The sequence below is a fragment of the Pseudomonas sp. SJZ078 genome, from assembly GCF_007828255.1.
Taxonomy (GTDB): domain Bacteria; phylum Pseudomonadota; class Gammaproteobacteria; order Pseudomonadales; family Pseudomonadaceae; genus Aquipseudomonas.
In genome coordinates this window covers 192,133-217,056 of sequence record NZ_VIUG01000006.1, presented here as the reverse complement: position 1 = coordinate 217,056, position 24,924 = coordinate 192,133, and the positions used below count along the sequence as shown (strand labels likewise).

The window sequence follows — 24,924 nt, the reverse complement described above, 5'->3', positions numbered from 1 at the left end:
GCGGCCATCGACGTCTCGGTATGGCGCTGCTCGGTGGACGATGTGATCGTGCCTATCGGTAAACCCATCGCCAACCTGCGCCTGTACATCCTCGACGAAAGCCTGCAACCGCTACCCATCGGCAGCATTGGCGAGCTGTACATCGGCGGTGTCGGCGTCGCCCGCGGCTACCTCAAGCGTCCCGACCTGACCGAGGAACGCTTCCTCGCCAGCCCGTTCATCGACGGTGATCGCCTGTATCGCACCGGCGACCGCTGCCGCTTCCTGGCCGATGGCAACATCGAATACCTCGGGCGCCTGGATCATCAGGTGAAGCTGCGCGGCCAGCGCATCGAGCTTGGTGAGATCGACGCCGCCATGTTGAACCTGCCGGACATCACCGGGGCCTGCACCCTGGTCATCGATAACCGTCTGGTGGCGTTCTACAGCAGCAGCGCAGCGCAATCGGGCCTCGACACCCTGCTCACCGCCCAATTGCCGGCCTACATGGTGCCGGCGGTGTGGGTCCACGTCCCGACGCTGCCGCTCAACAGCAACGGCAAGATCGACCGCAAGGCCCTGGCGGCCCTGCCCTTGCCGCAAACCCAGAAAGACTACGCCGCACCGCGCAACGCGCTGGAAAGCCTGTTGTGCCAGCTGTTCGGCGAGCTGCTCGGCGAAAGTCTGACCGGTGGCCGAGAGGTCGGCACCAGCGACAGCTTCTTCGCCTTGGGCGGTGATTCGATTCTCGGTCTGAAGCTGATCTCACGTCTGCGCGAACACGGCTACTCGCTGACGCCACGGGACCTGTTCCGCTCGCCCACCCCGGCGGCGCTGGCCCAGGTGACCACGGCCCTGCTGACCCAGGCCGAACAGGGCGAAGTCACCGGTGCGATGCCGTTGATGCCGTTACACCAGTGGTTCTTCGACCAACAGCAACCCCAGGCCGCGCACTGGAACCAGTCCGTATTGGCCGACAGCGACCGGCGTCTTGAGCCAACAATCGTGCAGGCGGTGTTGGATCGCCTGGTCGCGCACCACGACGCCCTGCGCTTGCGCTTCGCCGAGGTCGATGGACAGTGGCAGGCCCGGATCGCCCCGGTGGCGCCGGCGCAACTGACTTGCTGCGAGCACCCGGACCAACTGCTGCAGGTCGCGCAAAGCCTGGACCTGCAACACGGTCCTCTGTTTGCCGCAGCCCTGCTGGAAGGTGAACCCCAGCGCCTGTATCTGGTGGCTCATCACCTGGTGGTGGATGCGGTGTCCTGGACGCCGCTGCTGGAGGATTTCCAACAGCTGTATTCAGGGCTGGAGCGCGACGAACAAACCACCTTGCCGGCGAAAACCACCTCTTACCGCCAATGGGCCGAGCACCTGCATGCCCACGCCGCCAAGGTCGCGGGCGAACAGCGCTACTGGAGCACTCAGATCAGCGTAAACCGGCCGCCAGTTGCCACGGTGGCCGAGCGCCGGACTCTGTCGACCCGTTGGGAGGCGACCCGCACCCACCAATGGCTGACCGAGTCCCACGCAGCGTACCGCACGCAACCGGAAGAACTGCTGATCGCCGCCCTCGCCGCGACCCTGGCGGAAACCGAACGTCGCAGCGACATCGTCGTGGACCTGGAGCGCCACGGCCGCGATGCGCCTTTCGATGGCCTGGACGTCAGCCGCACGGTCGGCTGGTTCACCACGCTGTTCCCACTGCGCGTCAACGCCAGTGGCGCCCGAGGCGACCAGGTGCGCAACGCCAAGGAAGCCTTGCGTGCAGTGCCGGGCCAGGGCCTTGGCTACGGCTTGCTGCGTCAACGCGGTCAGTTGGCGGCAAGCCACGGCGACGTGCTGTTCAATTATCTGGGACACGAGCAGACGCCCGAGGGTTGGTTGCGCGCCAGCAGCCTGACCCCACCGGTGGACGTGTCGCCGGCAAACCGGGTGACCCACGCTCGCGAAGTGGTGGCGTGGCTGGAGGACGGCGTGTTGCGTGTCGAATGGCACAGCGTCACGCCGGAGGTCGACAGCCGCTTGCCCGCTCGTCTGCTGGAGCACCTGCAAGCACTGGTCGAGCACTGCCTCGATCCGCAGGCCGGCGCGCTGATGCCCTCGGACTTCCCGCTCGCCAAGGCGCTGAACCAGAAGTCCCTGGACAAACTGCTGGGCAAGCTCAAGACCAAACCGAACTCCCAAAGCCAGTGAGTGGCGCAGCCGCCGCGGGGTCATCACCCGACCACCGCGGCGTCAGCCCGACACTCACTGTTTTCAAGCCTTTGAAATGGACCAAGCAAGCATGAACAACATCGAAGACATCTACTCCCTTTCGCCGACCCAGCACGGCCTGCTGTTCCACAGTGTCTTTGAACCGGATTCGCGGGTGTACTACCAGCAATTGAGCCTGGAAATGAACGGCCCGCTGCAACTCAATGCCTTTCGCGGCGCCTGGCAGGCGCTGATGCAGCGCCACGCCGTGCTGCGCAGCGCGTTTCTCTGGGAAGAGCTGGACGATGCCTATCAGGTGGTGCAGCAGGACGTCGACCTGCCCCTGACCGAACTGGACTGGCAGGACCGTACCGACCCACAGGCCGACCTGGAAAAATTGGGCCTGGAGCAACGGGCACAACCCCTGGAGTTGAATGAATCGCCGCTGATGCGCGTCTGCCTGGTGCGCCTGGCCCCCGAGCGCTGGCACCTGATCTGGACCTTCCATCACATCCTCATGGACGGCTGGAGCGTCGGCATCGCGGTGCAGGAATGGTTGGCGCTCTACTACGAGCAAGCCCATGGCCGCCCCGCCCACCTGCCACCGACCCGTGCCTACCGCGACTACATCGCCTGGCTGGCGGAGCAGGACATGGCGGCTACCGAAGGCTTCTGGCGCGAGCAGTTGCAGGACCTGAGCGAACCGACCCCGCTGCCCAACTTCGCCGTACGCGAGGCCGCGCCTGCCGGAGCGCCTTTCGCCGAGCGGGAAAGCCGGCTGGATGCCAGCGAAACCGAGCAGCTGTCGCAGTTCGCTCGCCGCCACGACCTGACCATCAACACCCTGATCCAGGGCGCCTGGGCGTTGCTGCTGGGCCAGCACGCCGGGCGTGATGACGTGGTCTACGGCGTCACCGTCGCCGGCCGCCCGGAGAACCTGGCGGCGGTCGACAGCACCGTCGGGCTGTTCATCAACACCCTGCCGCTGCGGGTACAGTGGGCCGACAGCCCGACACTGGTGGATTGGCTGCAGCAGTTGCAGCACGCCAACAGCGACCTGCGCCACCACGCCTACCTGCCGCTGGGCAAACTCAAGTCGATGACGCGCATTGCCGCCGAACAGGCGCTGTTCGATTCGATCCTGGTGTTCGAGAATTTCCCGGTCACCGATGCGCTGAATCAGGACACCGGCGGCTTGAGTTTCAGCGCCCCGGCCAGCGAACAGCAAGCCGACGGCATCACCCTGACCCAGGGCCGTAACCACTTCCCGCTGTCGCTGATCGTGATGCCGGACAAACAGTTGCATTATCTGATCAGCTACGACCGCAGCCGCTTCAGCGACGCCGAGGTCGCGGTGCTGTCCGCACAGCTACGCTCGATCCTGTTGGCGATGACCGCGCAAGCCCGGTGCCGGGTCAACGAACTGGAATGGCTGAGCGCGGAAGAACGCCAGCAATTGATGGTACAGGGGCTTGGCGCGCAACTGCCGGTACCCCAGGACGGCCTGCACCAGCGTTTCGAACAGCAAGTGGCCGCCTATCCCGAGCAACTGGCGGTACGCGATCGCCAAGTGGCGCTGACCTACCGTGAACTCGATCGACAGGCCAACCGCCTCAGCCACTACCTGCACGCCCAAGGCATCGGCCACGACAGCGTGGTCGCCCTGGCCATGGAACGCAGCGCCGATTTCGTCGTTGCCCTGCTCGCCACTCTCAAGGCCGGCGCGGCGTACCTGCCACTGGACATCAAGCAGCCCGCCGGCCGCCTGGTCGACGTGCTGATGGACAGCCGCGCCGCGCTGCTGATCGGCGCCAGCCCTTCGCCGCTGCTCAAGGGCCTGGCCGAGCACACGCCGGCGCTGTGGCTGACCGAACAGGCCCAGGCCATCGCCGCCCAGCCGGACACACCACCCGTCGTGGCCCACAGCCCGAGCGATGCCGCCTATGTGATCTACACCTCGGGCTCCACTGGCACGCCCAAGGGTGTGGTGGTCGAGCACCGGTCCATCGTCGACTACCTGACGGCGGTACAAGCCGTGCTCAACCCGCCGGCGGCCGCCCGCTACGGCTTGCTGTCGAGCATCGCCGCCGACCTCGGCCATACCCAGCTGTTCGGTGCGCTGTGCAGCGGCGCCAGCCTGTTGCTGGTGGATGAAGACAGCGGTTTCAGCCCACTGGCCCTGGCCGAACTCTTCGACCAGCATCCGGTGGATGTACTGAAAATCACCCCAAGCCACCTCGCCGGCCTGTTGCAGGCGCTGCCCGATGCGCGCCTGCTGCCGCGCGCGCTGCTGGTGTTCGGTGGCGACGCCCTCAGCCCGGCGCTGCTGGAGCAAGTGAACCGTCTGGCACCGGACTTGAAGGTGTTCAACCACTATGGCCCGAGCGAAGCGACCGTCGGCGCCATCGCGACCGAACTGCCGGCAGGCCTGCGCAGCATCGCCCTCGGCCGGCCGCTGCCGAACCGTCAACTGCAGGTGGTCGATGGCAACGGTCGCCTGGCGGCCATCGGCGTGTCCGGTGAACTGCTGATCAGCGGCGCCCTGGCCCGGGGTTACCTGCACCGGGACGACCTCACCGCCGAACGCTTCCATCTCGATGCCAACGACCAACGCTGGTACCGCACCGGCGACCGCGTGCGCTGGCAAGTCGACGGTCAGATCGCGTTCCTTGGCCGCGTCGACAGCCAGGTGAAGATCCGTGGCAACCGCCTGGAACTGGGCGAAGTCGAGGCGCAGATCAAGCGCCTGTCACCGCTGATCGAGCAGGCACTGGTGCGCGTCGTGGAGCTGGACGGCAGCCCACGCCTGGTGGCCTGGCTGGTGGCCAGCCAATCGATTTCCCCCGCCAAGCTGCGCAATGACCTCAGCGCCCGCGTACCGGATTACATGGTGCCGGCGCATTTCATCACCCTGGATGAACTGCCCCTCACCCGCAATGGCAAAGTCGACGTCCAGCGTTTGCCGACCCCGCAAAAACCCACCGATGACAGCGCCAGCCACGTCGCCCCACGCAATGAAGTCGAGACCCTGCTGGCCGAGATCTGGCAGGACGTGCTCAAGCTGGAGCGGGTTGGCGTACACGACAACTTCTTCGCCCTGGGCGGCGACTCGATCATCAACTTGCAGATCATCGCCCGCGCCAACCAGCAAGGGCTCAAGCTCACGCCTCGGCAGTTGTTCGAGAACCGCACCATCGCCGACATCGCCCGGGTCCTGGGTGCCGATGCCGGCCAGGGAGTGGCGCAAAACCTTGCCGATGGCTACGAGCTGCCACTGGGCGCCGGCCAACGGGCGCGGCTGCAACAGGGCCCGCTCGCGGCCACCTGGCGCTGTGTGGCGCTGGCCCAGGCCATCGACAGCAACTTGCTGGGCCAAGCGATCAGCGCCTTGCAACAACATCACCAGGCCTTGCGCCTGGCTCTGAACGCGTTGCCCGACGGGCAATGGCAGCAACGGGTACTGGGCGCGGCCAAGGCAGCGGTGATCAGCCACGAGAAACTGACCGTGTGCGACCCGGTGCACTTGCAAGCCCTGGCCCAGGCCGGTGTCGACGCGCTTGAACTCGACGCCGGCCAGACCTTGCACGCCTGCCTGCTGGACGTGGATGGCAAGCCGTCCCTGCTGTTGGCCGCTCACCCCCTGTGCGTGGACGAGGCGTCCTGGTCGCTGTTGCTTGCCGACCTCAACCTGGCGCTGGCACAACTGACGTATCACCGGCCGGTCCGCCTGTCCTATGCCGGCGGCGATTTCAGCCAATGGACGCGACATCAGCAGGCCCATGCACAAAGCGACGCCCTGGATGATGCCTGGGAACACTGGCTGCAATACGCCGGGATAGAGCCGCTGCAACTGCCGGAAAGCGAGCAACCCACCAGCGTGGTCGAGCAAGCCCTGCCAGCCACCACCTCCAGTGAACTCAAACGTGTGGCCGAGGTGCTGCAGCTGGACTGGAACAACCTGCTGGCCGCTGCCGTGGTCGAACAAGGCCGGGCGCTGTGCGGCGACGGTCTGATTGCACTGGAGGTTCAAGGCACACGTCCCACCACCGAGCGCTTGCCCGTCGATGCCCCCATCGCCGTAGCCGACCTCGAACCGGCACGTATCCTCGGCCCTCTGGATCTGGCCGTGCCGTACTTCCTCCAGACCGAAGGCGACAGCCTGCTGCAACGGGTGCAGGCCCTGGTTGCGCAGATGCGCGCTTACCCGCAACACGGTGTTGACTACGGCGCCCTGCGTTATCTGTCGGACAACACTTACCTGCAAGAGCCCCTGCGCGACCTGCCGGCGGCAGCGGTCGCCATTCGCTGGTTGGGCAACCTTGACAGCCATCGCGAGGAGCACGGCATCCTCACCGGGGTCGAAGCGGCAAACCCATTGGCGGCGTCGGCCTGCCCGCTGACACTCGATGCCTGGTGGCAGGACGACTGCCTGCACCTGCGCAGCCAGGGCGCCCTGGCCGCCAGTTGGGCACCACGGCTCATGCAGCGCCTGGTCGAACTCGCCGGGCTGCACAGCGCAGCCGACCTGCGCCCCGCCAGCCAGGCCTTCCCGCTGTGCCACAAGCAAGCGGCGACCTTGGCGGCCGAGCCTCTGGACTGGTCGAACATCGAAGACGTCTACCCGTTGTCGTCGATGCAACAGGGCATGCTCCTGCACACTCTGCTGCAACCCCACAGCGGTATCTACCTGATGCAGCAACGCTACAGCTGGGACGGCGTGTTGCAACGCCCGGCCATGGAAGCGGCCTGGCAGTTGTTCCTGCAACGGCACCCGATGATGCGCACTGCGTTCTGGTGGCAGGAAGACCACGAGCCATTGCAATGCGTCTACCGGCAAACCCATCGGGCCTTCGACTGGCAGGACCTGCGCCATCTCGATGAAGAACAACAGCGCCTGGCGATGGACCAGGCCCTGGAAGCGCAACGCCTGCAAGGCTTCGACATGGCCTGTGCGCCGTTGACCCATTTGCGGGTGTTCCAACTCGATGAGCGCCGCTTCGCCGTGGTGCGCAGCTTCCACCACATCCTCACCGACGCCTGGTGCTTCGGCCTGTTGATGGAAGACCTGCTGGCGATCTACCAGGCCCTCGTGCGCCAGGAGCCCGTGGCTCGTCCGCGCCTGCGTTCGTTCCGCGGCTACATGAGCTGGCTGGAGCGTCATGACATGGCCGCCGCGCACGCCTTCTGGCAAGCGGAAATGGCCGGCTTCAGCGAGCCGACGCCGCTGCACGTGGACAGCCCTGTCGCCCGTCCCGAGCAGGCGCCGGAGCAAGTCGGCGATTTCGACCAGACGCTGAGCATCGCCCAGACCCAGCGTTTGCAGCAGCTGTGCCAGCAATACCAACTGACGCCGAACACCTGGATCCAGGGCGCCTGGGCATTGCTGCTGTCGCGCTACAGCGGCAACCGCGACGTGCTGTTCGGCGTCTCCGTGGCCGGTCGCCCGACCGATCTGGCCGGCGTCGAGGAAATGGTCGGGCTGTTCATCAACAGCCTGCCGCTGCGGGTCGATGTCGATCCGCAAGCGCCGGTCGCCGACTGGCTGCAAGCGCTGCTGTCACACAACGCACAGCTGCGCGAGCATGAAAGCGCATCGTTGGTGGACATCCAGCGTTGCAGCGAAGTACCCCGTGGCCAGCAGTTGTTCGACAGCCTGGTGGTGTTCGAGAACGCCCCGCTGGACATCAGCAGCGTGCAACTGGACGCCTTCAGCATCGACATCTACGAAGACCGGGTGCACACCAACTTCCCGATGACGGTGGTGCTGTACCCCGGCGACCGCCTGGGCATCCGCCTGTCCTATGACAGCCAGCGCTTCAGCACCGACACCGTGCAGCGCATGCTCGGCCATTTGGTGCAACTGCTGTCGAGCATGCTCGACCAGCCACAAGCGCCGCTGGGCAGCCTGCACATGCTCCCCGAAACGGAGCGCCAGCAGTTGCAGATCGAGTGCAACCGCAGCGCCGTGGACTTCCCGCTGGAGCGCGGCTATGCGGCGCTGTTCGCCGAGCAGGTGCAGCGCCGTGCGCAACACCTTGCCGCAGTCTGCCAGGGGCAGTCGCTGACCTACGCCGAACTGGACCGCCGCGCCAACGCCATCGCCCATGGGCTGCAAGCGTCCGGCGCCGGTCCGGAAACCCTGGTGGCGCTGTTTGCCGAGCGTGGCCTGGCCCTGCTGACGATGATGATCGCCACGCTCAAGGTCGGCGCCGCATTCCAGGCCCTGGACATCCAGCAACCGCCCGCTCGCCTGGCGGAACTGCTGAACCTCGGCGAAGCCCCGCTGCTGCTGGTCTGCGAGCACGCGACAGCGACGCTGGACAACGTTCTGCCGCAGATGCACCGGCAACCCACCTGCCTGATCGCCCAAGCGCTCTGGCAAGGCGGCGAACAAACACCGGTTACGTATTCGCATAACCCTGACCAACTGGCCTACGTGATCTTCACCTCGGGTTCCACCGGCACGCCGAAAGGGGTCATGGTCGAACAACGGGGGATGCTCAACAACATGTTCGGCAAGGTGCCGAGCCTGGGCCTGGGTGAGCACGACCGGATTGCCCAGACGGCGTCCGCGGCGTTCGACATCAGCGTGTGGCAGTTCCTCGCCGCGCCACTGTTCGGCGCCACCGTGCATATCCTTCCCGATGCCCAGGCCCACGACCCGGTGGCCTTGCTCGACGCGGTCCAGGAACATGGGCTGACGCTGCTGGAAACCGTGCCGGCGCTGATCCGTGGCATGCTCCAGGAGCGTCAGGCGCATCACGACCTGGCGAGCCTGCGCTGGTTGCTGCCCACCGGCGAGGCACTGCCGCCGGCCCTGGTGCGGGATTGGTTCGCGCGCTTCCCGGCCATCCCGTTGATGAATGCCTACGGTCCGGCGGAATGCTCGGATGACGTTGCCTTCTACCCGATCACCGAAGCGCCGACCGACGACTGCCTGCACATGCCCATCGGCAAGCCGACCGCCAACAACCAGGTGTTCGTGCTGGATTCGGACCTGCGCATGGTGCCCATCGGCGTTCCCGGTGAGTTGTGCATCGGTGGCGTCGGCGTGGGTCGCGGTTACCTGCGTGACCCGCAGCGCACCCGCGAAGCCTTTGTTCCGCACCCGTTCCAGGCGGATGCGCGCCTGTACCGCAGCGGTGACATCGGCCGGATGCGCGCCGATGGCGTGATCGAATACCTCGGCCGTCGCGACCAGCAAGTGAAGATCCGTGGTCACCGTATCGAACTGGGCGAGATCGAAAACCGCCTGATGCAGCACCCGGCGGTGGACAGCGCCGCCGTCCTGGCGCTGCCCGACGCCCGGGGTGCCTTGCAATTGGTCGCCTGGTACGTGCTCGACAGCGCTGCCAACCTGGACGGTGAATCCGCGCAACAGGTGTTGAGCGCTTACCTGGGCACGCAACTGGCGAACTACATGGTCCCGGCCCGCTGGCTGGCGCTGGAACAATTGCCGCTGAACGACAACGGCAAGGTCGACCGCCGTGCCCTCGCCGCCAGCGGCGTGCCCCGGGCCGAGACCGCCGATGAGCCGTGCGTGGCACCGCGCACCGCCACCGAGCGGGTATTGGCGGGACTCTGGCAGGAGATCCTCGGCCTGGACAGCGTCGGTGTGCACGATGACTTCTTCGCCATCGGCGGCCACTCGCTGCTGGCCACCCAAGTGTTGTCGAGGATCCGTCGGCGCCTGAATGTCAGCCTGCCGCTGCGCACGCTGTTCGAACACGGCACCCTGGAGCAACTGGCCGCAGCGGTCGATCAGCAGCGCGACACCCAGGTCGTGTCCGAGGGCGACAACGAAATCGCCCTGGCGCCACGTCACCAGCCGCTGCCGTTGTCCTACGCCCAGCAGCGCTTGTGGTTCCTCGATCGCTTCGAAGGCCCGAGCGCCGCCTATAACATGAGTACCGTGGTCAGGTTGCGCGGAGCGCTGGACATTCCGGCATTGCAAGCAGCATTGCAGGCTGTGCTGGAGCGTCATGAGTCGTTGCGCACCGCCTTCCACCTCAACGGTGACCAGCCCTGCCAGGTGATCAGCCCGGCACCGCGGGTCGACCTGACGCCGACCGAGCTGGGTCAGCTGGCCGGCGAGGCGCAGGCACGCACCCTGCAACGCCTGATCGACGCGCAGGCCGGCACCCCGTTCGACTTGCAACTGGCGCCGATGCTGCGCGCCAACCTGCTGCGAATGGGCACGGATGATCATGTGTTGCAGTTGGTACTGCATCACATCGCCACTGACGCCTGGTCCATGGGCATCCTTGTCCAGGAGCTGATCGTCGGCTATCAGGCGTACACCAACGGTTCGACGCCGGCCCTGCCGGTGCTGCCGATCCAGTACGCCGACTATGCCCACTGGCAACGCAGCGAGGCGCAACAGCGTCTGCTGGCACGAGCCATCGACTACTGGCGTCGGCAACTGGACGGCGCGCCGACGCTGATCCCGCTGCCCTTGGATTACCCGCGTCCAGCGCGTCCCGACTATCAGGGCGCGGCGCTGGAGCAACGCTTCACCCCAGCCCAGACCCAAGTGCTCAAGGCGTATGCGCAAGAGCACCGGGCGACGCTGTTCATGGTCCTGCTCAACGCCTTCAACAGCCTGCTGCAGCGCGCCACCGGGGCCAGCGATTTCATCGTCGGCACCGACCTGGCCAACCGCGAACACCCAGCCCTGGAACACCTGATCGGTTTCTTCGTCAACGTGCTGCCGATCCGCGCACGCCTGACCGAAGGCTACAGCTTCGACGCTCGCCTGCAACGCTTGCGTGAAGATTGCCTGTCAGCCTTCCAGCATCAGCAAGTGCCGTTCGACAAGCTGGTGGAGGAACTGCAACCGCCACGCACGCCAGGGGTGAATCCGTTGGTCCAGGTGCTGTTCGTCATGCAGAACACGCCGAGTGGCAACGCCAACCTGCAGGACCTTGCGGTAGAACACCTGGTAGCGCGCCAGGAGAGCAGCAAGTTCGACCTGGCGGTATTTGTCGAGGAAGACGAAGAGCAAGGCCTGAACGTGCGCTGGGTGTACCGCACCAGCGTGTTGCAGGCGGCGACCGTCCAGCGTTTCGAGCAAGGCTTCGCAAGCCTGGTCGAGCAGATTGCCTCAGCCTCCGGACAGGCGCTGGACCAATGGTCCTGGCGCCTCGAGGACAGCCAGGGCAGCGTCCTGGCCGACGCGCCCGCCGACGACGCCACGACCCGCAACGCCCGCAAGCTTTCCAAGCTGAGCAAGCTCAAGCAGACCCGCGCCACCGCCGTCAGCCAGCTGGCCCACGAACAGGTGCGCAGCCGCAGCCTCATCGCCGGGCAACCCCTGCCATTGGTGATCGAGCCGTTGCTGGGCGACCTGGATCCGGTGCACTGGGCACTGCAAGCCCGGGAATGGATCAACCAGCAATTGCGCACCCACGGCGGCCTGTTGTTCCGCGGTTTCAACCTGCCGGACGCCGCCGCGTTCGAACAGTTCGCCCAGGCCATCGAACCGGACCTCTACGGGACCTACGGCGACCTGCCGAAAAACACCTCCGGCAAGAACATCTACCACTCCACGCCGTACCCGGAACAACACATGATTCTCTTCCACAACGAGAGCTCGCACCTGCCGCAGTGGCCGCGCAAGCAGTGGTTCTATTGCGAAACACCGTCCCCCGTGGGCGGCTGCACGCCCATCGTCGATTGCCGGCAGGTACTGGCACGGTTGCCGGACGACATCGTCACCCGCCTGAAAACCCACGGCCTGCTCTATGTACGGCACTTTACCGACAAGCTGGACGTGCGCTGGCAAGACTTCTTCAAGACCGAACAACGCGAGGAAGTGGAGCGCCAATGCCAGGCGTCGGGCATGCGTTGGGAATGGCTGGGGGCCGATAACCTGCGTATCGCCCAGCACTGCCCGGCGATTGTCGAGCATCCCGAGACCGGCGAACTGTCGTTCTTCAACCAGGTGCAACTGCACCACACCGCCTGCCTGGAGCCTGAAGTGCGTAGCAACCTGATCGATCTGTTCGGCCCGGAGCACCTGCCGCGCAACGTTTACTACGGCGATGGCAGCGTGATCGAAGATGCAGTGATGGAGGTGATCGGTGCGGCGTACGAAGACTGCGCCGTGCGATTTACCTGGCAAAAGGGTGACATGGTGATGCTCGACAACATGCTGGTGGCCCACGCCCGGGACCCCTTTGAAGGCGAGCGCAAGATTTGCGTCGCCATGGGCCAGATGATGCGCCGCGAAGAGCTGACCGGGCATTCGCCTGAAGCGCAGGCGTTGCCGGTGGCGGAGGTGCTGGCATGACCGCTTACGAAAAGCGTGAAGAAGCCTTCGCCCTCTCGCCACAGCAGCGCAGCCAGTGGCTGGGCGGGTTGCCACCGGTGCGGCTGGAGCTGGAGATTCGCGGTGCGTTGACGCTGGAGCGCCTGCAACAACGGCTCGCCGCGTTGAGCGCTTGCCACGAGGCCCTGCGTCTGCGGGTACGGCCGGAGCCGGGATTGCTGACGCCGTTGCAAGTCATTGAGTCTTCCACCAGCGCCGCCGATGGGATCGGCGTCGATGTGCAATCGGTGGATGCCGACCGGCACCGGGTCGTGTTGCAACTGCCCGCGCTGAGCGCGGACCGCGGGACCTTGCTGCGTCTGGCACAGGCACTGGCGTCGGTGGAGGCCCCGTCGTTCGAAGACGACGCCATGACCTATACCCAATACAGCGCCTGGCTCTACGAATTGCAAACCGATGAAGATGCCGAGCATGGCCGGCGCTTCTGGGCTACCCAGGCGCTGGACGATTCGGCCACGGGTGAATTGCTCTACCGCCAGGTACGCACCGATCGCGCCGATGCACCGGTGACCACCCGCCTGATCGCCACCCCGCAATTGGGCATGGCCCTGGACAGTTTTTGCCAGCGTCAAGGGGCCTCCCCCGAGCAGGTGCTGATGGCCGCCTGGGGTGTGCTGTTGCAGCGCTTGAGCAGCGGCGACAGCCCGGCGTTGACCCTGAACTGGGTGCACGACTGCCGCGACGACTACGAAGAACTCGCCGACTGCTGGGGCCTGTTCGCCAAGCCCCTGCCCTTGCGCTGGGAAGCGGCTCCCGAGCATTCGTTTGCCCAGGCGCTGGCGAACCTGCAGACGCTCTGCGAACACGCCACCGAATGGCAAGAGTATTGCGGCGCCGGCACTGCGCAGACGGTCGAGGCTTCGCATTACGGCTTCCAATGGGGCGCGCACCTGCCTGGGCCACTTGGCCTTCTGGGCAGCGCCGCATCGACGCTTACCGTGCGGGACCTCCAAGCCATCCCGTCGGGCATGGAGCTGCTGCTGGTGGCCGAAACCCTCGGCGGCGACTATCGCCTGAACCTGTCTCATCCGCCGAGCCGCTACAGCGAACAAGCCGCCACGACGCTGCTGGAACAGTTGCAATCGCTGCTGCTCGATGCACTGGCCAACCCGGGCAAACCGCTGTCGGAACTGTCATTGCAGGCGCCGGGCTTCGCGGCAACGCTGGCCGCCCTGCACGCACCGCGCGACGTGCCGCCAGCGTTTGCCAGCGTGCCGGCGCGTTTCAGCGAATGTGCCGCGCTGTTCCCTGGGCACCTGGCCCTGCGCGACCACAACGGGCACTTGAGCTATGCCGAACTGGACGCCCGCAGCAATCAACTGGCCCATTACCTGCGCGCCCAAGGTGTCGGCCGCGAGGACCGCGTGGCGTTGTACCTGGATCGCTCGGTACAGATGGTGCTGGCGATGCTGGGCGTGCTCAAGAGCGGCGCAGCGTTCATCCCGCTGGACGTGCAGCAGCCCGCGCAACGCTCCCTGGCGATCCTGCAACAGGCGCAGCCGACCTTCGTTCTCAGCGGCGCGGCCGGCGGCGCCCCCGCCCTGCCGTCCGTGGGCAGCCTCGACCTACGTGATGAAGCCGCCTGGCAGCAAGGGCCGACCAACGCACCGGACGTCACTATCCAGCCCGAGGACGCGGCCTACGTGCTGTTCACCTCGGGCAGCACCGGCACGCCCAAAGGCGTCATCGTCGAACACCGGCAGCTTGGCAGTTATGTCGCCAGTGTCTCCCGACGCTTGGAACTGGCGGCGGGTGAGCGCAGCGCGGTAGTCACGTCGCTGGCGGCGGACCTGGGCTACACCCTGCTGTTCCCGGCGCTGCTCAGCGGCGGCGAATTGCACCTGCTGGACAAGGAAACCGCCATGGACGCCCAAGCGTGGGCTGCGTGGCAGGCGCAAAACCCGATCGATCACCTGAAGATCGTGCCGTCGCTGCTCGACGCCTGGTTGATCCACGCCCAAAGCGCTGCCGTGCTGCCGCGCAAGCAATTGATCCTCGGCGGTGAAACCTGCTCGCGGCGCCTGTTGCAGAACATTCGCAGTCACGCGCCGGCGCTGATGATCTTCAACCATTATGGCCCCACCGAAACCACGGTCGGGGTGGTGATGCACGCGGTCGAACCGGCGGTGGATTATCGTCGCCTGCCCCTCAGCGACCGTCTCGACGGCATGCGTTTGTACCTGCTCGACGACCAACAGGCCCTGGCCGCTCCCGGCCAAAGCGCCGAGTTGTACATCGGTGGTCCGCAACTGGCGCGGGGTTATCTGGACGCGCAACAAAGCGTCGATCGCTTTATCGAACTGGCCCAACGGCCCGGCGAGCGCCTGTATCGCACCGGCGACATGGGCCGTTATCTTCCTGATGGCAGCCTGGAAATCACCGGGCGTGCGGACCGCCAGGTGAAGATTCGCGGTTTCCGCGTGGAACTCGACGAGATACAAGCGCAACTGACCGGCCTGCCCGGTGTGGCCCAGGCCGCCGTGGAGTGCATCCCTCGGGGTGAACTCGGCCAGCAACTGTTCGCCTTCATGACCCTGACACCCGGGCACTCGACCAGCGTCGCCCGGCTGCATGGCCAGGCCCAGGATTGCCTGCCGGACTACATGCTACCGACCCTGCGGATCGTCGAGGCTCTACCGCTGATGGGTAACGGCAAGCTCGACCGCAAGACCTTGCAGCAATGGGCGGACAAGGTGCTCGATACGGTCGGCAGTGCCTTGCCACGCACACCGCTGGAAGCCCTGCTCGCCGACGTCTGGGCGCAAGTGCTGGGCCTGGAACGAGTGGGCATCGACGATGACTTCTTCGAACTGGGCGGCCACTCCCTGGCGGCGGTGACGCTTGCCAGTCGCCTGCAGACCGCGCTGTCGGCACCGGTGACGGTCAATGCGGTGTTCAACGCCCCCAGCGTCTTGGCCTTTGCGGCGCTGGTGCAGGCCGAGCTCAAGCTCTCGCCCCTGGTCAGGCTGTCCGCGCCCAATGCCGAGGCCGCCAATCTGTTCTGCTTTCACCCGTCCACCGGTCATGTGCAGGACTACCGCACGCTGCTGGCCCCGCTGCAATCCTGGAACCTCTGGGGTTTGCAGGCAGCCTACCTGGCCGAGGACAGCACCACGCTGGACGGTGATATCGAAAGTCTCGCCGCGCTCTACGTCGAGCACCTGCGCCAACAGCAACCCCAAGGCCCCTATCACCTGCTGGGCTTCTCCCTCGGTGGACTGCTGGCGATTGCCGCGGCCGCCCGCCTGCAAAGCCAGGGCGAGCAAGTGGCCTTTCTCGGCATCATCGACTCGCAGTACCAGCATCAGGCACCGGAAGATAGTGTCGAGACGCTGCTGGAGTCGGCTGCGCAGGCGTTGACCCTGGACAGCCAGGCGCTGATGCGTCAATTGCCGCCACCGGTCATGGCCGCGCTGACCGAGCAACTGGGCGCCCTGCCCCCAGCGAAACGCCTGGCGGAACTGGTGCAGTGGGCCCGCCAACAAGGCCTGCAACTCGACGGCGACAGTTGGGAACACCTGCAAACGCGACTACGCTATCAGCAGCACACACAGCACCTGCTAGCCAGCTTCAAGCCGGCGCAGCTAAGCTGCCCGGTTCATGTCTGGTGGGCCAGCGACACCCTGGCCCAGGCCGAGTTCGTCGACCCGCATTGGGAACGCCTGAGCAGCGGGCCGCTGACCCGCGAGGTCATCCAGGCGCAGCACCTCACTATTCTCGAGCAAGGCGCCCTGCACCAACAATTGGCGGCGCGTCTCGAGGCATTGGCTACGCACGGAGTGGTTTGAAATGGATCTGTTGTTACTCATGGCTAAACGCTCATGGCGCGCACTGCTGGTGGCGACCCTGACGGGCCTGATCTGCGGCCTCGCGGCGGCCGGGCTGATCGCCAACATCAACCACAGCCTGGCGGTGTTCGATCGGTTGCGTCCGATGGACGGCCTGTACTTCGGTGGGCTGGTGGTGCTGGTGGCGATATCCCGGGTGATCTCCGACGTCAGCCTGTTGCGCCTGGGTCAGGCGGCGGTCCACGACATGCGTCTGCACCTGAGCGCCAAGCTGATCGACACGCCCTATGCGCAGTTGCAACGCCTGGGCAAGCACCGCCTGCTGGCGATGCTGACCGACGATACCCAGACCATCAGTCAGGCCGTGGAGCTGGTGCCGATCCTGTTGGTCAACGCCGGAATCATCGCCGCCTGCCTGGCCTATCTGGGCTGGCTGAGCCTGCCGCTGCTGGGCCTGACGTTGTTACTGATTGTGCTGGGCAGCCTCAGTTTCAACTGGCCGCAGCGTCGGGCCTTGAGCTCGATCTCCCGTGCGCGGGAGCTCAAAGACCAGTTGTTCGACCAGTACCGCCTGCTCACCGATGGCAGCAAGGAGCTGCAACTCAACCACCCGCGCCGGCAGCACTTCTTCACCCGCCTGCTGATACCGGTGAGCCAGCAGTACCGCCGGGACTTTGTACGGGGTATGAGCATCTATGCCCTGGTGCTGAACTGGGGCAACGCGGTGTTCTACCTGCTGATCGGCGTGGTGCTGTTCGCCGCGCCGCAGTTCATCGACCTGAGCGCCAGCCTGGTGACCGGCTATATCCTGGCGATCCTGTACATGATCACGCCGCTGTCGGAACTGATGCACGCCTTGCCGACCCTGGGCCGGGCCAGCGTCGCGCTGAACAAGATCCGCGCCCTGGAAAGCGAGATGCAGACCGCCGACGAGGCGGATGACAGCCTTTCTCCGACCCAGGTCCGCAGCCTGGTGTGCCGGCAGGTCAGCCATACCTACTACCGCGAGCGCGAAGACGGGCATTTCACCCTTGGGCCCATCGACCTGACCCTCAATGCCGGCGAGGTGGTGTTCATCACCGGTGGCAACGGCAGCGGCAAGACCACCCTGGCCTTGTTGCTGACAGGCCTCTACCGACCGGAAGGCGGCGACATCATGCTCGACGAGCAGGTGTCTTCAAGCAATGATAACCACCATTACCGCCAGCACTTCTCAGCGATCTTCACCGACTTCTGCCTGTTCGAGAACCTGTTCGATGGCGATGATCCGCAGCTGGTGAAGCAGGCTCAGGATTACCTGGTTCACCTGCAGCTGGACCACAAGGTGCAGATCGAGGAAGGCAAGCTGACGACACTGGCGCTGTCCACCGGGCAACGCAAGCGCCTGGCGCTGCTCAGTGCCTACCTGGACGATCGCCCGTGCTACCTGTTCGACGAGTGGGCGGCGGATCAGGACCCAGTGTTCAAGCACTTTTTCTACACCCGGATCCTGCCGGACCTGCGCGAGCGCGGCAAACTGCTGATCGTCATTTCCCATGACGATGCCTACTTCGGCCTGGCTGACCGGTTGATTCGCATCGAGCATGGCCAGCTTAGTGAGATTGCGCCCCAGGCTGTCATGAAGACGCCGGCCATGCTGTCCGTTTAAAACAACCACAAACCTGTGGCGAGGGGATTTATCCCCTCGCCACAGGCTCATCAGCGTTACCCCTGCTACCGGGGCTCACGCCTCTTCATAGATGTAATGCAGGTAGCTCACCTGCTCCGCCAGGGGCAGGCGATGCAGTTTGGGGCAGGACTCGCAGAGCACCGGCGGCTGGCCTTCGACGGGTTCGTGCAGTTGGTAATGCAGGCAGCAATGCCGGCGCAAGGGCAAGCATGGGCAGATCTGCGGCGCGGGTGATTCGACCATGCGTTGCAGGCCCCGCAGCTTCAGGCGCCCGTCATTCACCGTGACCGGTTCCAGCCACTGGTGCGCCTCGGCGAATCCGTCCCGGGACAGGTCGGGGTCCATTCGCGCGAACGCACCGTCCCAGATGGCAACCATGTTGCCCCACAATATCTTCGGCGCCAGCCCCCCGGCGGCGGCCAGGGTCGCGAACAGCGGTGCCAGGTGCTCGTGAACCAACCGCGACCAGTAGGCCGCGCGCTCATCCTGGCCCAAAGCCGGCAGTCGGGTCGCCAGCCCCAGCGCCGAGGGTTGACCGTCATCGTGCAGCAACCGCGCTTCCTCGCCCCAGAAATCGATGGCGCACTGGCGGGTCAACACACAGGCCAGGGTCGCTGGCAGGACGATGCTCATGTAGTTCATCGACCATTGCGACACCACGGCGGCGCGGTTCACCCCCGGATAACGCAGGGCGAAGCGGGCCAGCAGCGGTTGCAGGACCTCAGGGTCGGCGAGTCGGCTCAACGCAACGGAGGGCTGCTCGCCAGCTCCCTGCCGGATCACCCGCTGTATGGGCGGCCAGGCCTGATTGAGCCATTCTGGAAATTCGATGACGGGTCTCCCTTTCCCTAATTAATGCAAACGATTAGCATTGGCTGATCCTATCCTTCCTCATCTGCAAACTCAACGTCGTCAGCGACCAGGACCACATGCATACACTCCGCACTTTCTGGCGTCTCGCGCGGCCGTTCTGGACATCCGAGGAGAAATACCCGGCCCTGTTGCTGTTGTTGGGCACAGTGTTGATGACCCTGTGCCTGGTGGGCGTCAACATCCTCAACAATTTCTGGAACCTGCATTTCTACAACGCGTTGCAGGCCCTGGACTATCAGGGCTTTCTCGTCGGCAGCCTGCAATTTATCCTGCTGCAGGTCGGCATGGCCGGGTTTACCGTGGGCGCGTTTCACTTCCAGCAGAAGCTGACCATACGCTGGCGCCGCTGGGCCACCCGGAACATGCTCGACCAATGGCTGGGCAGCCAGCGTTACCAGAAGCTGAAGCTGAGCGAGACCGAGGTCGATAACCCCGACCAGCGCATCGCCGAGGACATCGACCTGTTTATCGTCAAGTCGCTGAAATTGAGCCTGGGGCTGTTGACGTCGGTGGTGTCGCTGTTCTCCTTCCTGAATATTCTCTGGCAGGCGTCGAACCTGGTCAGCGTGCCGTTCAACGATCAGTCGGTGGTCATTCCGGGGCTGCTGGTGTGGATCGCACTGGTATATGCCCTGCTGGGTACCGGCCTGGCGTTCTGGCTGGGGCGCGCATTGCCAGGCCTCAACTTCATGCAACAACGGCGCGAAGCGGATTTTCGCTTCTCTCTCATCCGCCTGCGGGAAAACGCCGACTCGGTAGCCCAATACCGCGGCGAAGCGGTGGAAAACGAGCGCTTCAACCAGCGCCTGGAGGCGGCGCTGGAAAACTTCTGGGCGCTGGTCAAGAAGCAGAAGCTGATCATGGGCTATTCGACCTTCTACCTGCGCAGCGCCACGGTCATTCCCATGTTCATCATGGCGCCGCAGTTCTTTGCCGGCGCGTTCCCCTTGGGTCGCCTGACGCAGATCAGCGCAGCCTTCGGCGAAGTCCATGCGGCCATCGCCTACCTGGTGAGCGTGTTTCCGGAACTGTCGGAATGGAAGTCGGTGATCGACCGCCTGAACGGTTTCCAGGAACGCCTGGATCACCTCGAAATCAAGTCCGAGGTCCGCCTCGAGCAGCAGGCCAGCGGCCTCGAGATCAAGGACCTGGACGTCTGGCTGCCGAGCGGCCGGCAATTGTTCAAGGGCTTCAACCTGTCGCTCAAGCCCGGCGACAGCCTGATGATCAGTGCGCCGTCCGGCTACGGCAAATCGACCCTGCTTCGCACGATCAGCGGGCTATGGCCCCATGCTCGCGGCACCAGCAGCTATGACCGGGAGCGGGCGCTGACCCTGTCGCAAAAACCCTACCTGCCGCTGGGCTGCCTGCGCGAGGCGCTCTGGTATCCCAACCCGCCACGGCCCGAAGAAGATGCCGCGTTGCACCGGGTGATGGAGCAAGTCGGCCTGCAACACCTGCGCGATCAACTGGACCAGGAGCGAGACTGGGCCCAGACCCTCAGCATCGGCGAGCAGCAACGCTGCGCATTCGTCCGGGCCCTGCTGGCCCGCCCGACGGTGCTGTTCCTCGACGAAAGCAGCTCGGCACTGGATGCGGCCAACGAGCTGCGCTGCTATCAGTTGCTCAAGCAGACGCTGCCGGAGACGATTCTGATCAGCGTCGGGCACAATGCCTCATTGGAGCACATTCATTGGCAGGTCCTTGAGTTCAAGGACGAGGCTCAGTGGGTGCATCGAAAGCTCCAGCAGGCGGCCATGCCCGTCAGCTAGCCGGGCTACCGCCATCGCGAGCAGGCTCGCTCCCACATGGGATCTGCGCCGGCCACAGACCTTGCAGCCAGCCGGACTCCCTGTGGTGCGAGCCTGCTCGCGATAAAAGTCCGATATTACTCTGCCTGGACCGTGACCTGGCGTTGCTCCCCCAGCCCCGTAATGCCCAGGCGTAGGGTCTGCCCCGGGCGCAGGAACACCGGTTGCGGTTTGATGCCCAAGCCGACGCCGGGTGGTGTACCAGTCGAAATCACGTCCCCCGGCTGCAGGCTCATGCACCGGCTCAGGTAGGCGATCAGCTGCGGTACGCTAAAGATCAGCGTTCGCGTATTGCCGTTCTGGTAGCGCTGCCCGTCGACTTCCAGCCAGAGGTCCAGGTTATGGGGATCGCCGATTTCGTCCCGGGTGACCAGCCACGGGCCCAGGGGGCCGAAGGTATCGAAGCCCTTGCCTTTGTCCCAGGTACCGCCCCGCTCCAACTGCCACTCCCGCTCGGATACATCGTTGATGACGCAATAGCCGGCGACATGCTCCATCGCGTTCGCTTCATCGATGTTGCGCCCGCCCCTGCCGATGATGACGCCCAACTCCACTTCCCAGTCGGTCTTGAGCGAGCCGCGGGGGATCTGGATGTCGTCGTTGGGCCCGCAAATGGCGCTGGTCCATTTGCCGAAGATGATCGGCTCCTTCGGCACGTCCATATTCGACTCGGCCGCATGATCAGCGTAGTTCAGGCCGATGCAGATGAATTTTCCGACGCTCCCGACACAGGCACCGAGCCGTGGCTGCCCGGCGACGATTGGCAGGTTGCGCGGGTCGAGGTCGGCCAGCGCTGCCAACCCCTCCGGGCTCAAGGCGTGTCCCGCGATGTCCGGCACATGCCCCGACAGGTCGCGGATCCGATTATCGGCATCCAGCAGACCGGGTTTTTCCGCGCCTTTTTCGCCATAGCGCAATAATTTCATCGAATACTCCTCACTCAAGCCCAACGTAAAGACGGTTCAGAGGCTCATGCCGCCGTCGATGACATGCACAGCGCCGGTGGTGTAGGTCGACGCATCGCTGCCCAGGTAGACAGCCAACTGCGCGATCTCCTCGGTACTGCCAATTCGGCCCATGGGTTGGCGTTCAAGGAACTGATGATAGATCTGTTGCTCATCGACGCCCTGCTGCAGGGCCTGGGCAGCAATGCGCTGGCGCAATGAGGGCGAGTCCACCGTACCCGGACAGATCGCGTTGCAGCGAATGCCCTGGCCGACAAAGTCAATGGCGACAGCCTTCGTCAGGCCTATAACCGCGGCCTTGCTGGTCGCGTAGGCGAACCGGTTCGGCACCCCCTTGATGCTCGACGCCACCGACGACATGTTGATGATCGAACCGCCGCCACGGGCCAGCATGCCCGGCAGGAATGCACGGATGGTCCGATACATCGCCGTGACATTGAGCTCTATCGAGCGCGCCCAGGCCGATTCGTCGCACTCCAGCAGGTTGCCGCTGTGCACATAACCGGCACAGTTGAACAGCACGTCCAGGCCGCCGATTCGTTCGCAGGCCCTGTCGATGGCCTCGGCAGACGTCACATCCAGGGTCATGGCTGTGACCCCTTCGATGCCCGCCAGCGCACCAATATCGATATCACTGGCGAATACCTCGGCACCGGCCCGGGCGAAGGCGATGGCGCTGGCCAGGCCAATGCCCTGCCCCGCGGCCGTGACCAACACGCGCTTATTGAGCAGATTCAAGCAGCCTCCAGTGTTGCTGACGTGACGGCGGGCTTGGGGGTTCGGGCTAGCATCGAGGCGGGGATGGCCAGGATCAGTCCACCGCTGACCAACAGACACAGGGCCAGTACATAGGTGCCGTTATTGATGTTGCCCGTGAGGGTTTCCGCTACCGCGGTGATCATCGAACCGGTGAAGCCCGACAGGTTGCCGATGGCGTTGATCATGCCGATGCCGGCGGCTGCCGCGACGCCCGACAACAGCGTCCCTGGCAGGGTCCAGAAAATCGGCATCAGGCTGAGGATGCCCGAAGCGGCAACGCTGAGGAACAGTACGGACAACACCAAGTTGCTGGCGAAGAAAGCGCTGAGAATCAGGCCAATGCCGCCGATGAAAGCCGGAATGGCGGCGTGCAGGCGCCGCTCACCGGTGCGGTTGGAGTGCCGCGCATTGAGCAACATTGCCACGACAGCCACCGCGTAAGGAATCGCGGTCAGCAAGCCAATGTGCAAGCTGTTGGTGATCCCGGTGCTCTTGATGATCGAGGGCATCCAGAACGCCAGGCCATAGAAGCCTGTGTTGAAGGTCAACAGAATCAGTACCAGCAACCACACCCGAGGGTTGAGGAACACCTCGCTCAAGCGGCTGGCCTTGCCCTGGTTGTCCGTTTGCAGATTGGCTTTGAGCAGGCTTTTTTCCGCAACGGAGAGCCATTTAGCCTTATCGATGTTATCGGCCAGGCAGACAATCACCACGAAGGCCATGATGATCGAAGGGATGCCTTCGATCAGCAGCATCCATTGCCAGCCGGACAGCCCCTGCACCCCTTGCATGCTGCTCATCAGCCAACCGGAGAGTATCCCGCCCAGTGTCAGGCTGACCGGCAACGCCAACAGGAAGCCGGACATCACCCGGCTTTGCCGATGGGTCGGGAACCAGTAGTTGAGGTACAGGATCACGCCGGGAAAGAAGCCTGCTTCGCAGACACCCAACAGAAAACGCAGCACGTAGAACATTGTGCTCGATTCGATATGGAAAAGGCCCGCCAGCGGCACCGTGTAGGCCACGGCCATGGAGATCAGCGCCCAACTGAGCATGATCCGGGCAATCCAGAACCGCGCGCCGAAGCGATGCAACAGCAGGTTGCTGGGCACTTCGAAGATGAAATAGCCCCAGAAAAACATACTGGCGCCCAAGGCATACACGGTGTTGATGAATTGCAGCTCGTTGAGCATGTCGAGCTTGGCGAAGCCGATGTTCACCCGGTCAAGATAAGCCGCCATGTAGCACAGGAGCAGGACGGGAAGGATACGCCAGACGACTTTGCGGTAGGTCCGGTCTTCGAAATCGAGTTCATCGGTTTGCGCCTGGGCAGGTAAATGCTCGGAGACGGTTTGCATGTGATAACCCCTGGGCACGTGGACATGCCTGATTGTTTTTATCGGATGGGAGCTGGGGCTCACTCTACGACCGTGAAACGATTCTTTCCCAATGGCATTTTCTGATTAATCGATAACGTTCCGTTATCGCATCAATGGTCGTTTCCCAGTGCTCCGACAGCAGGATCACCGCCCAGGCGAGCGTGGTCCTTGAGGATTTGTGCAAACTCCAGCGCCGCGCCCATCAACGGTTCGCCTCTGCGCGTGAGAATGCCGTAATCCTGGGGCACCAGGTGCAGCGGGGTGTCGAGGGTTATCAGTTGGCCGCTCTCGATCAATGGATCGACCATGGCATTGGGCAGCATCCCGATCATTGGGCCACGCTGCAGGACCTGAAGGAATGTCTGCATGGAAATGGTGTCGATGGTGTTGCGTGGCATGCCTACCCCAGCCTCGGCGAAGGCCAGCTCCATACGCGCGCGAATGGGTGTACCGACCGGGTAGAGAATCCATGGCAGATCCACCAACTGCTGTAGGGAAGTCGGCCCGGCGCCGGCCAGGGGATGGCGGCTGTTGACCACAATGCAGAACGGTTCCGGGGCCAGGGGCTGGAAGTCGTAACGCTGCTGCTGGCTTTGATCGGTGAAACGGGCCACCGCCAGATCGAGCTTCTTCTCTTCGAGCATCTCCATCAGGTGGTTACTGGTCTGCTCCACCACCTCGATCGACAACAACGGCCAGCGCTCCTTGATCTGCAAAATCGCCTCGGGCAGGGCAACTGCCGTCGCGGCAAAAATACCGCCGACCTTGAGGTAGCCATGCCCTCCTTCGCGCAGGCTGCTGATCTGCTCGACGAACGAGCGCGCGTCATTCAAGGCGATCTGCGCATAGCGCAGCACATGTTCGCCCAACGCCGTGGGCGGCATGCTGCGCGGTCGCCGCTCGAACAGCGCAAAGCCGAGCAGGCTCTCGATTTCCTTGAGCATCTTGCTGATAGCCGGCTGGCTGAGGTTCATTTGCTGGGCCGCCAGGTGCATGTTGCAAGTACGGCCCAAGGTATCGATCAGCAGCAAATGACGGAATTTCAGCCAGCCGCAGAAGCTGGAAAAGGATACATCTGACATGGAGATCTCCTCGAGCCTGCAATAACCGTTCGTTATCGATTACTGAATATATCTCATTGGAGTTTATCGTCCGCCGCCCCTAGCGTGAAAGCA

10 protein-coding genes are annotated in these 24,924 nt (G+C 64.4%); 5 read left to right on the top strand and 5 right to left on the bottom strand.

All coding sequences use genetic code 11. The features are described 5' to 3' along the window. The 4 genes from FBY02_RS08725 to FBY02_RS08710 all read left to right on the top strand — a co-directional run. The coding region (locus FBY02_RS08725; RefSeq protein ID WP_144926071.1) for a condensation domain-containing protein at positions 1-2,175 on the top strand (2,175 nt) is incomplete at its 5' end. Positions 2,176-2,266: 91 nt separating this feature from the next. Beyond that, on the top strand, positions 2,267-12,466 hold the full coding sequence (locus FBY02_RS08720; protein ID WP_144926068.1) for a non-ribosomal peptide synthetase: 10,200 nt from the start codon (positions 2,267-2,269) through the stop codon (positions 12,464-12,466). Beyond that, positions 12,463-16,293 carry a non-ribosomal peptide synthetase gene (locus FBY02_RS08715; protein WP_144926065.1) on the top strand — a complete coding sequence of 1,277 codons (3,831 nt, stop codon included), beginning with the start codon at positions 12,463-12,465 and terminating at the stop codon, positions 16,291-16,293. Before FBY02_RS08720 ends, FBY02_RS08715 begins: the two co-directional genes overlap by 4 nt. A 1-nt stretch (position 16,294) precedes the next feature. Beyond that, the gene (locus tag FBY02_RS08710; protein ID WP_144926062.1) at positions 16,295-17,941 is read left to right on the top strand and encodes a cyclic peptide export ABC transporter; all 1,647 of its coding nucleotides are present in this window, start codon (positions 16,295-16,297) and stop codon (positions 17,939-17,941) included. Positions 17,942-18,016: 75 nt separating this feature from the next. Here FBY02_RS08710 and fhuF read toward each other — a convergent pair whose 3' ends face one another. Beyond that, complete coding sequence (fhuF, locus tag FBY02_RS08705; RefSeq protein ID WP_144926059.1) at positions 18,017-18,706, bottom strand: siderophore-iron reductase FhuF; 690 nt, start codon at positions 18,704-18,706, stop codon at positions 18,017-18,019. A gap of 185 nt (positions 18,707-18,891) precedes the next feature. Between fhuF and FBY02_RS08700 the strand changes: the two genes are divergently transcribed. Then, positions 18,892-20,607: an ABC transporter ATP-binding protein/permease gene (locus FBY02_RS08700; protein ID WP_144926055.1), complete on the top strand. Its 1,716-nt coding sequence runs from the start codon at positions 18,892-18,894 to the stop codon at positions 20,605-20,607. A gap of 116 nt (positions 20,608-20,723) precedes the next feature. Here the strand turns inward: FBY02_RS08700 and FBY02_RS08695 are convergent, their stop codons facing one another. The 4 genes from FBY02_RS08695 to FBY02_RS08680 form a co-directional block, all read right to left on the bottom strand. Then, positions 20,724-21,572 carry an ureidoglycolate lyase gene (locus tag FBY02_RS08695; protein WP_144926052.1) on the bottom strand — a complete coding sequence of 283 codons (849 nt, stop codon included), beginning with the start codon at positions 21,570-21,572 and terminating at the stop codon, positions 20,724-20,726. A 36-nt stretch (positions 21,573-21,608) separates the two neighbouring features. After that, positions 21,609-22,349 (bottom strand): SDR family oxidoreductase, encoded by a 741-nt coding sequence (locus FBY02_RS08690; RefSeq protein WP_144926049.1) that lies wholly within the window; start codon positions 22,347-22,349, stop codon positions 21,609-21,611. Then, positions 22,346-23,728 carry an MFS transporter gene (locus FBY02_RS08685; protein ID WP_144926046.1) on the bottom strand — a complete coding sequence of 461 codons (1,383 nt, stop codon included), beginning with the start codon at positions 23,726-23,728 and terminating at the stop codon, positions 22,346-22,348. The genes FBY02_RS08690 and FBY02_RS08685 overlap by 4 nt, the downstream gene beginning before the upstream one ends. A gap of 131 nt (positions 23,729-23,859) precedes the next feature. Then, positions 23,860-24,831, bottom strand: coding sequence for a LysR family transcriptional regulator (locus FBY02_RS08680; RefSeq protein WP_144926043.1), 972 nt, complete (start codon positions 24,829-24,831; stop codon positions 23,860-23,862). Between the last annotated feature and the right edge of the window lie 93 nt (positions 24,832-24,924).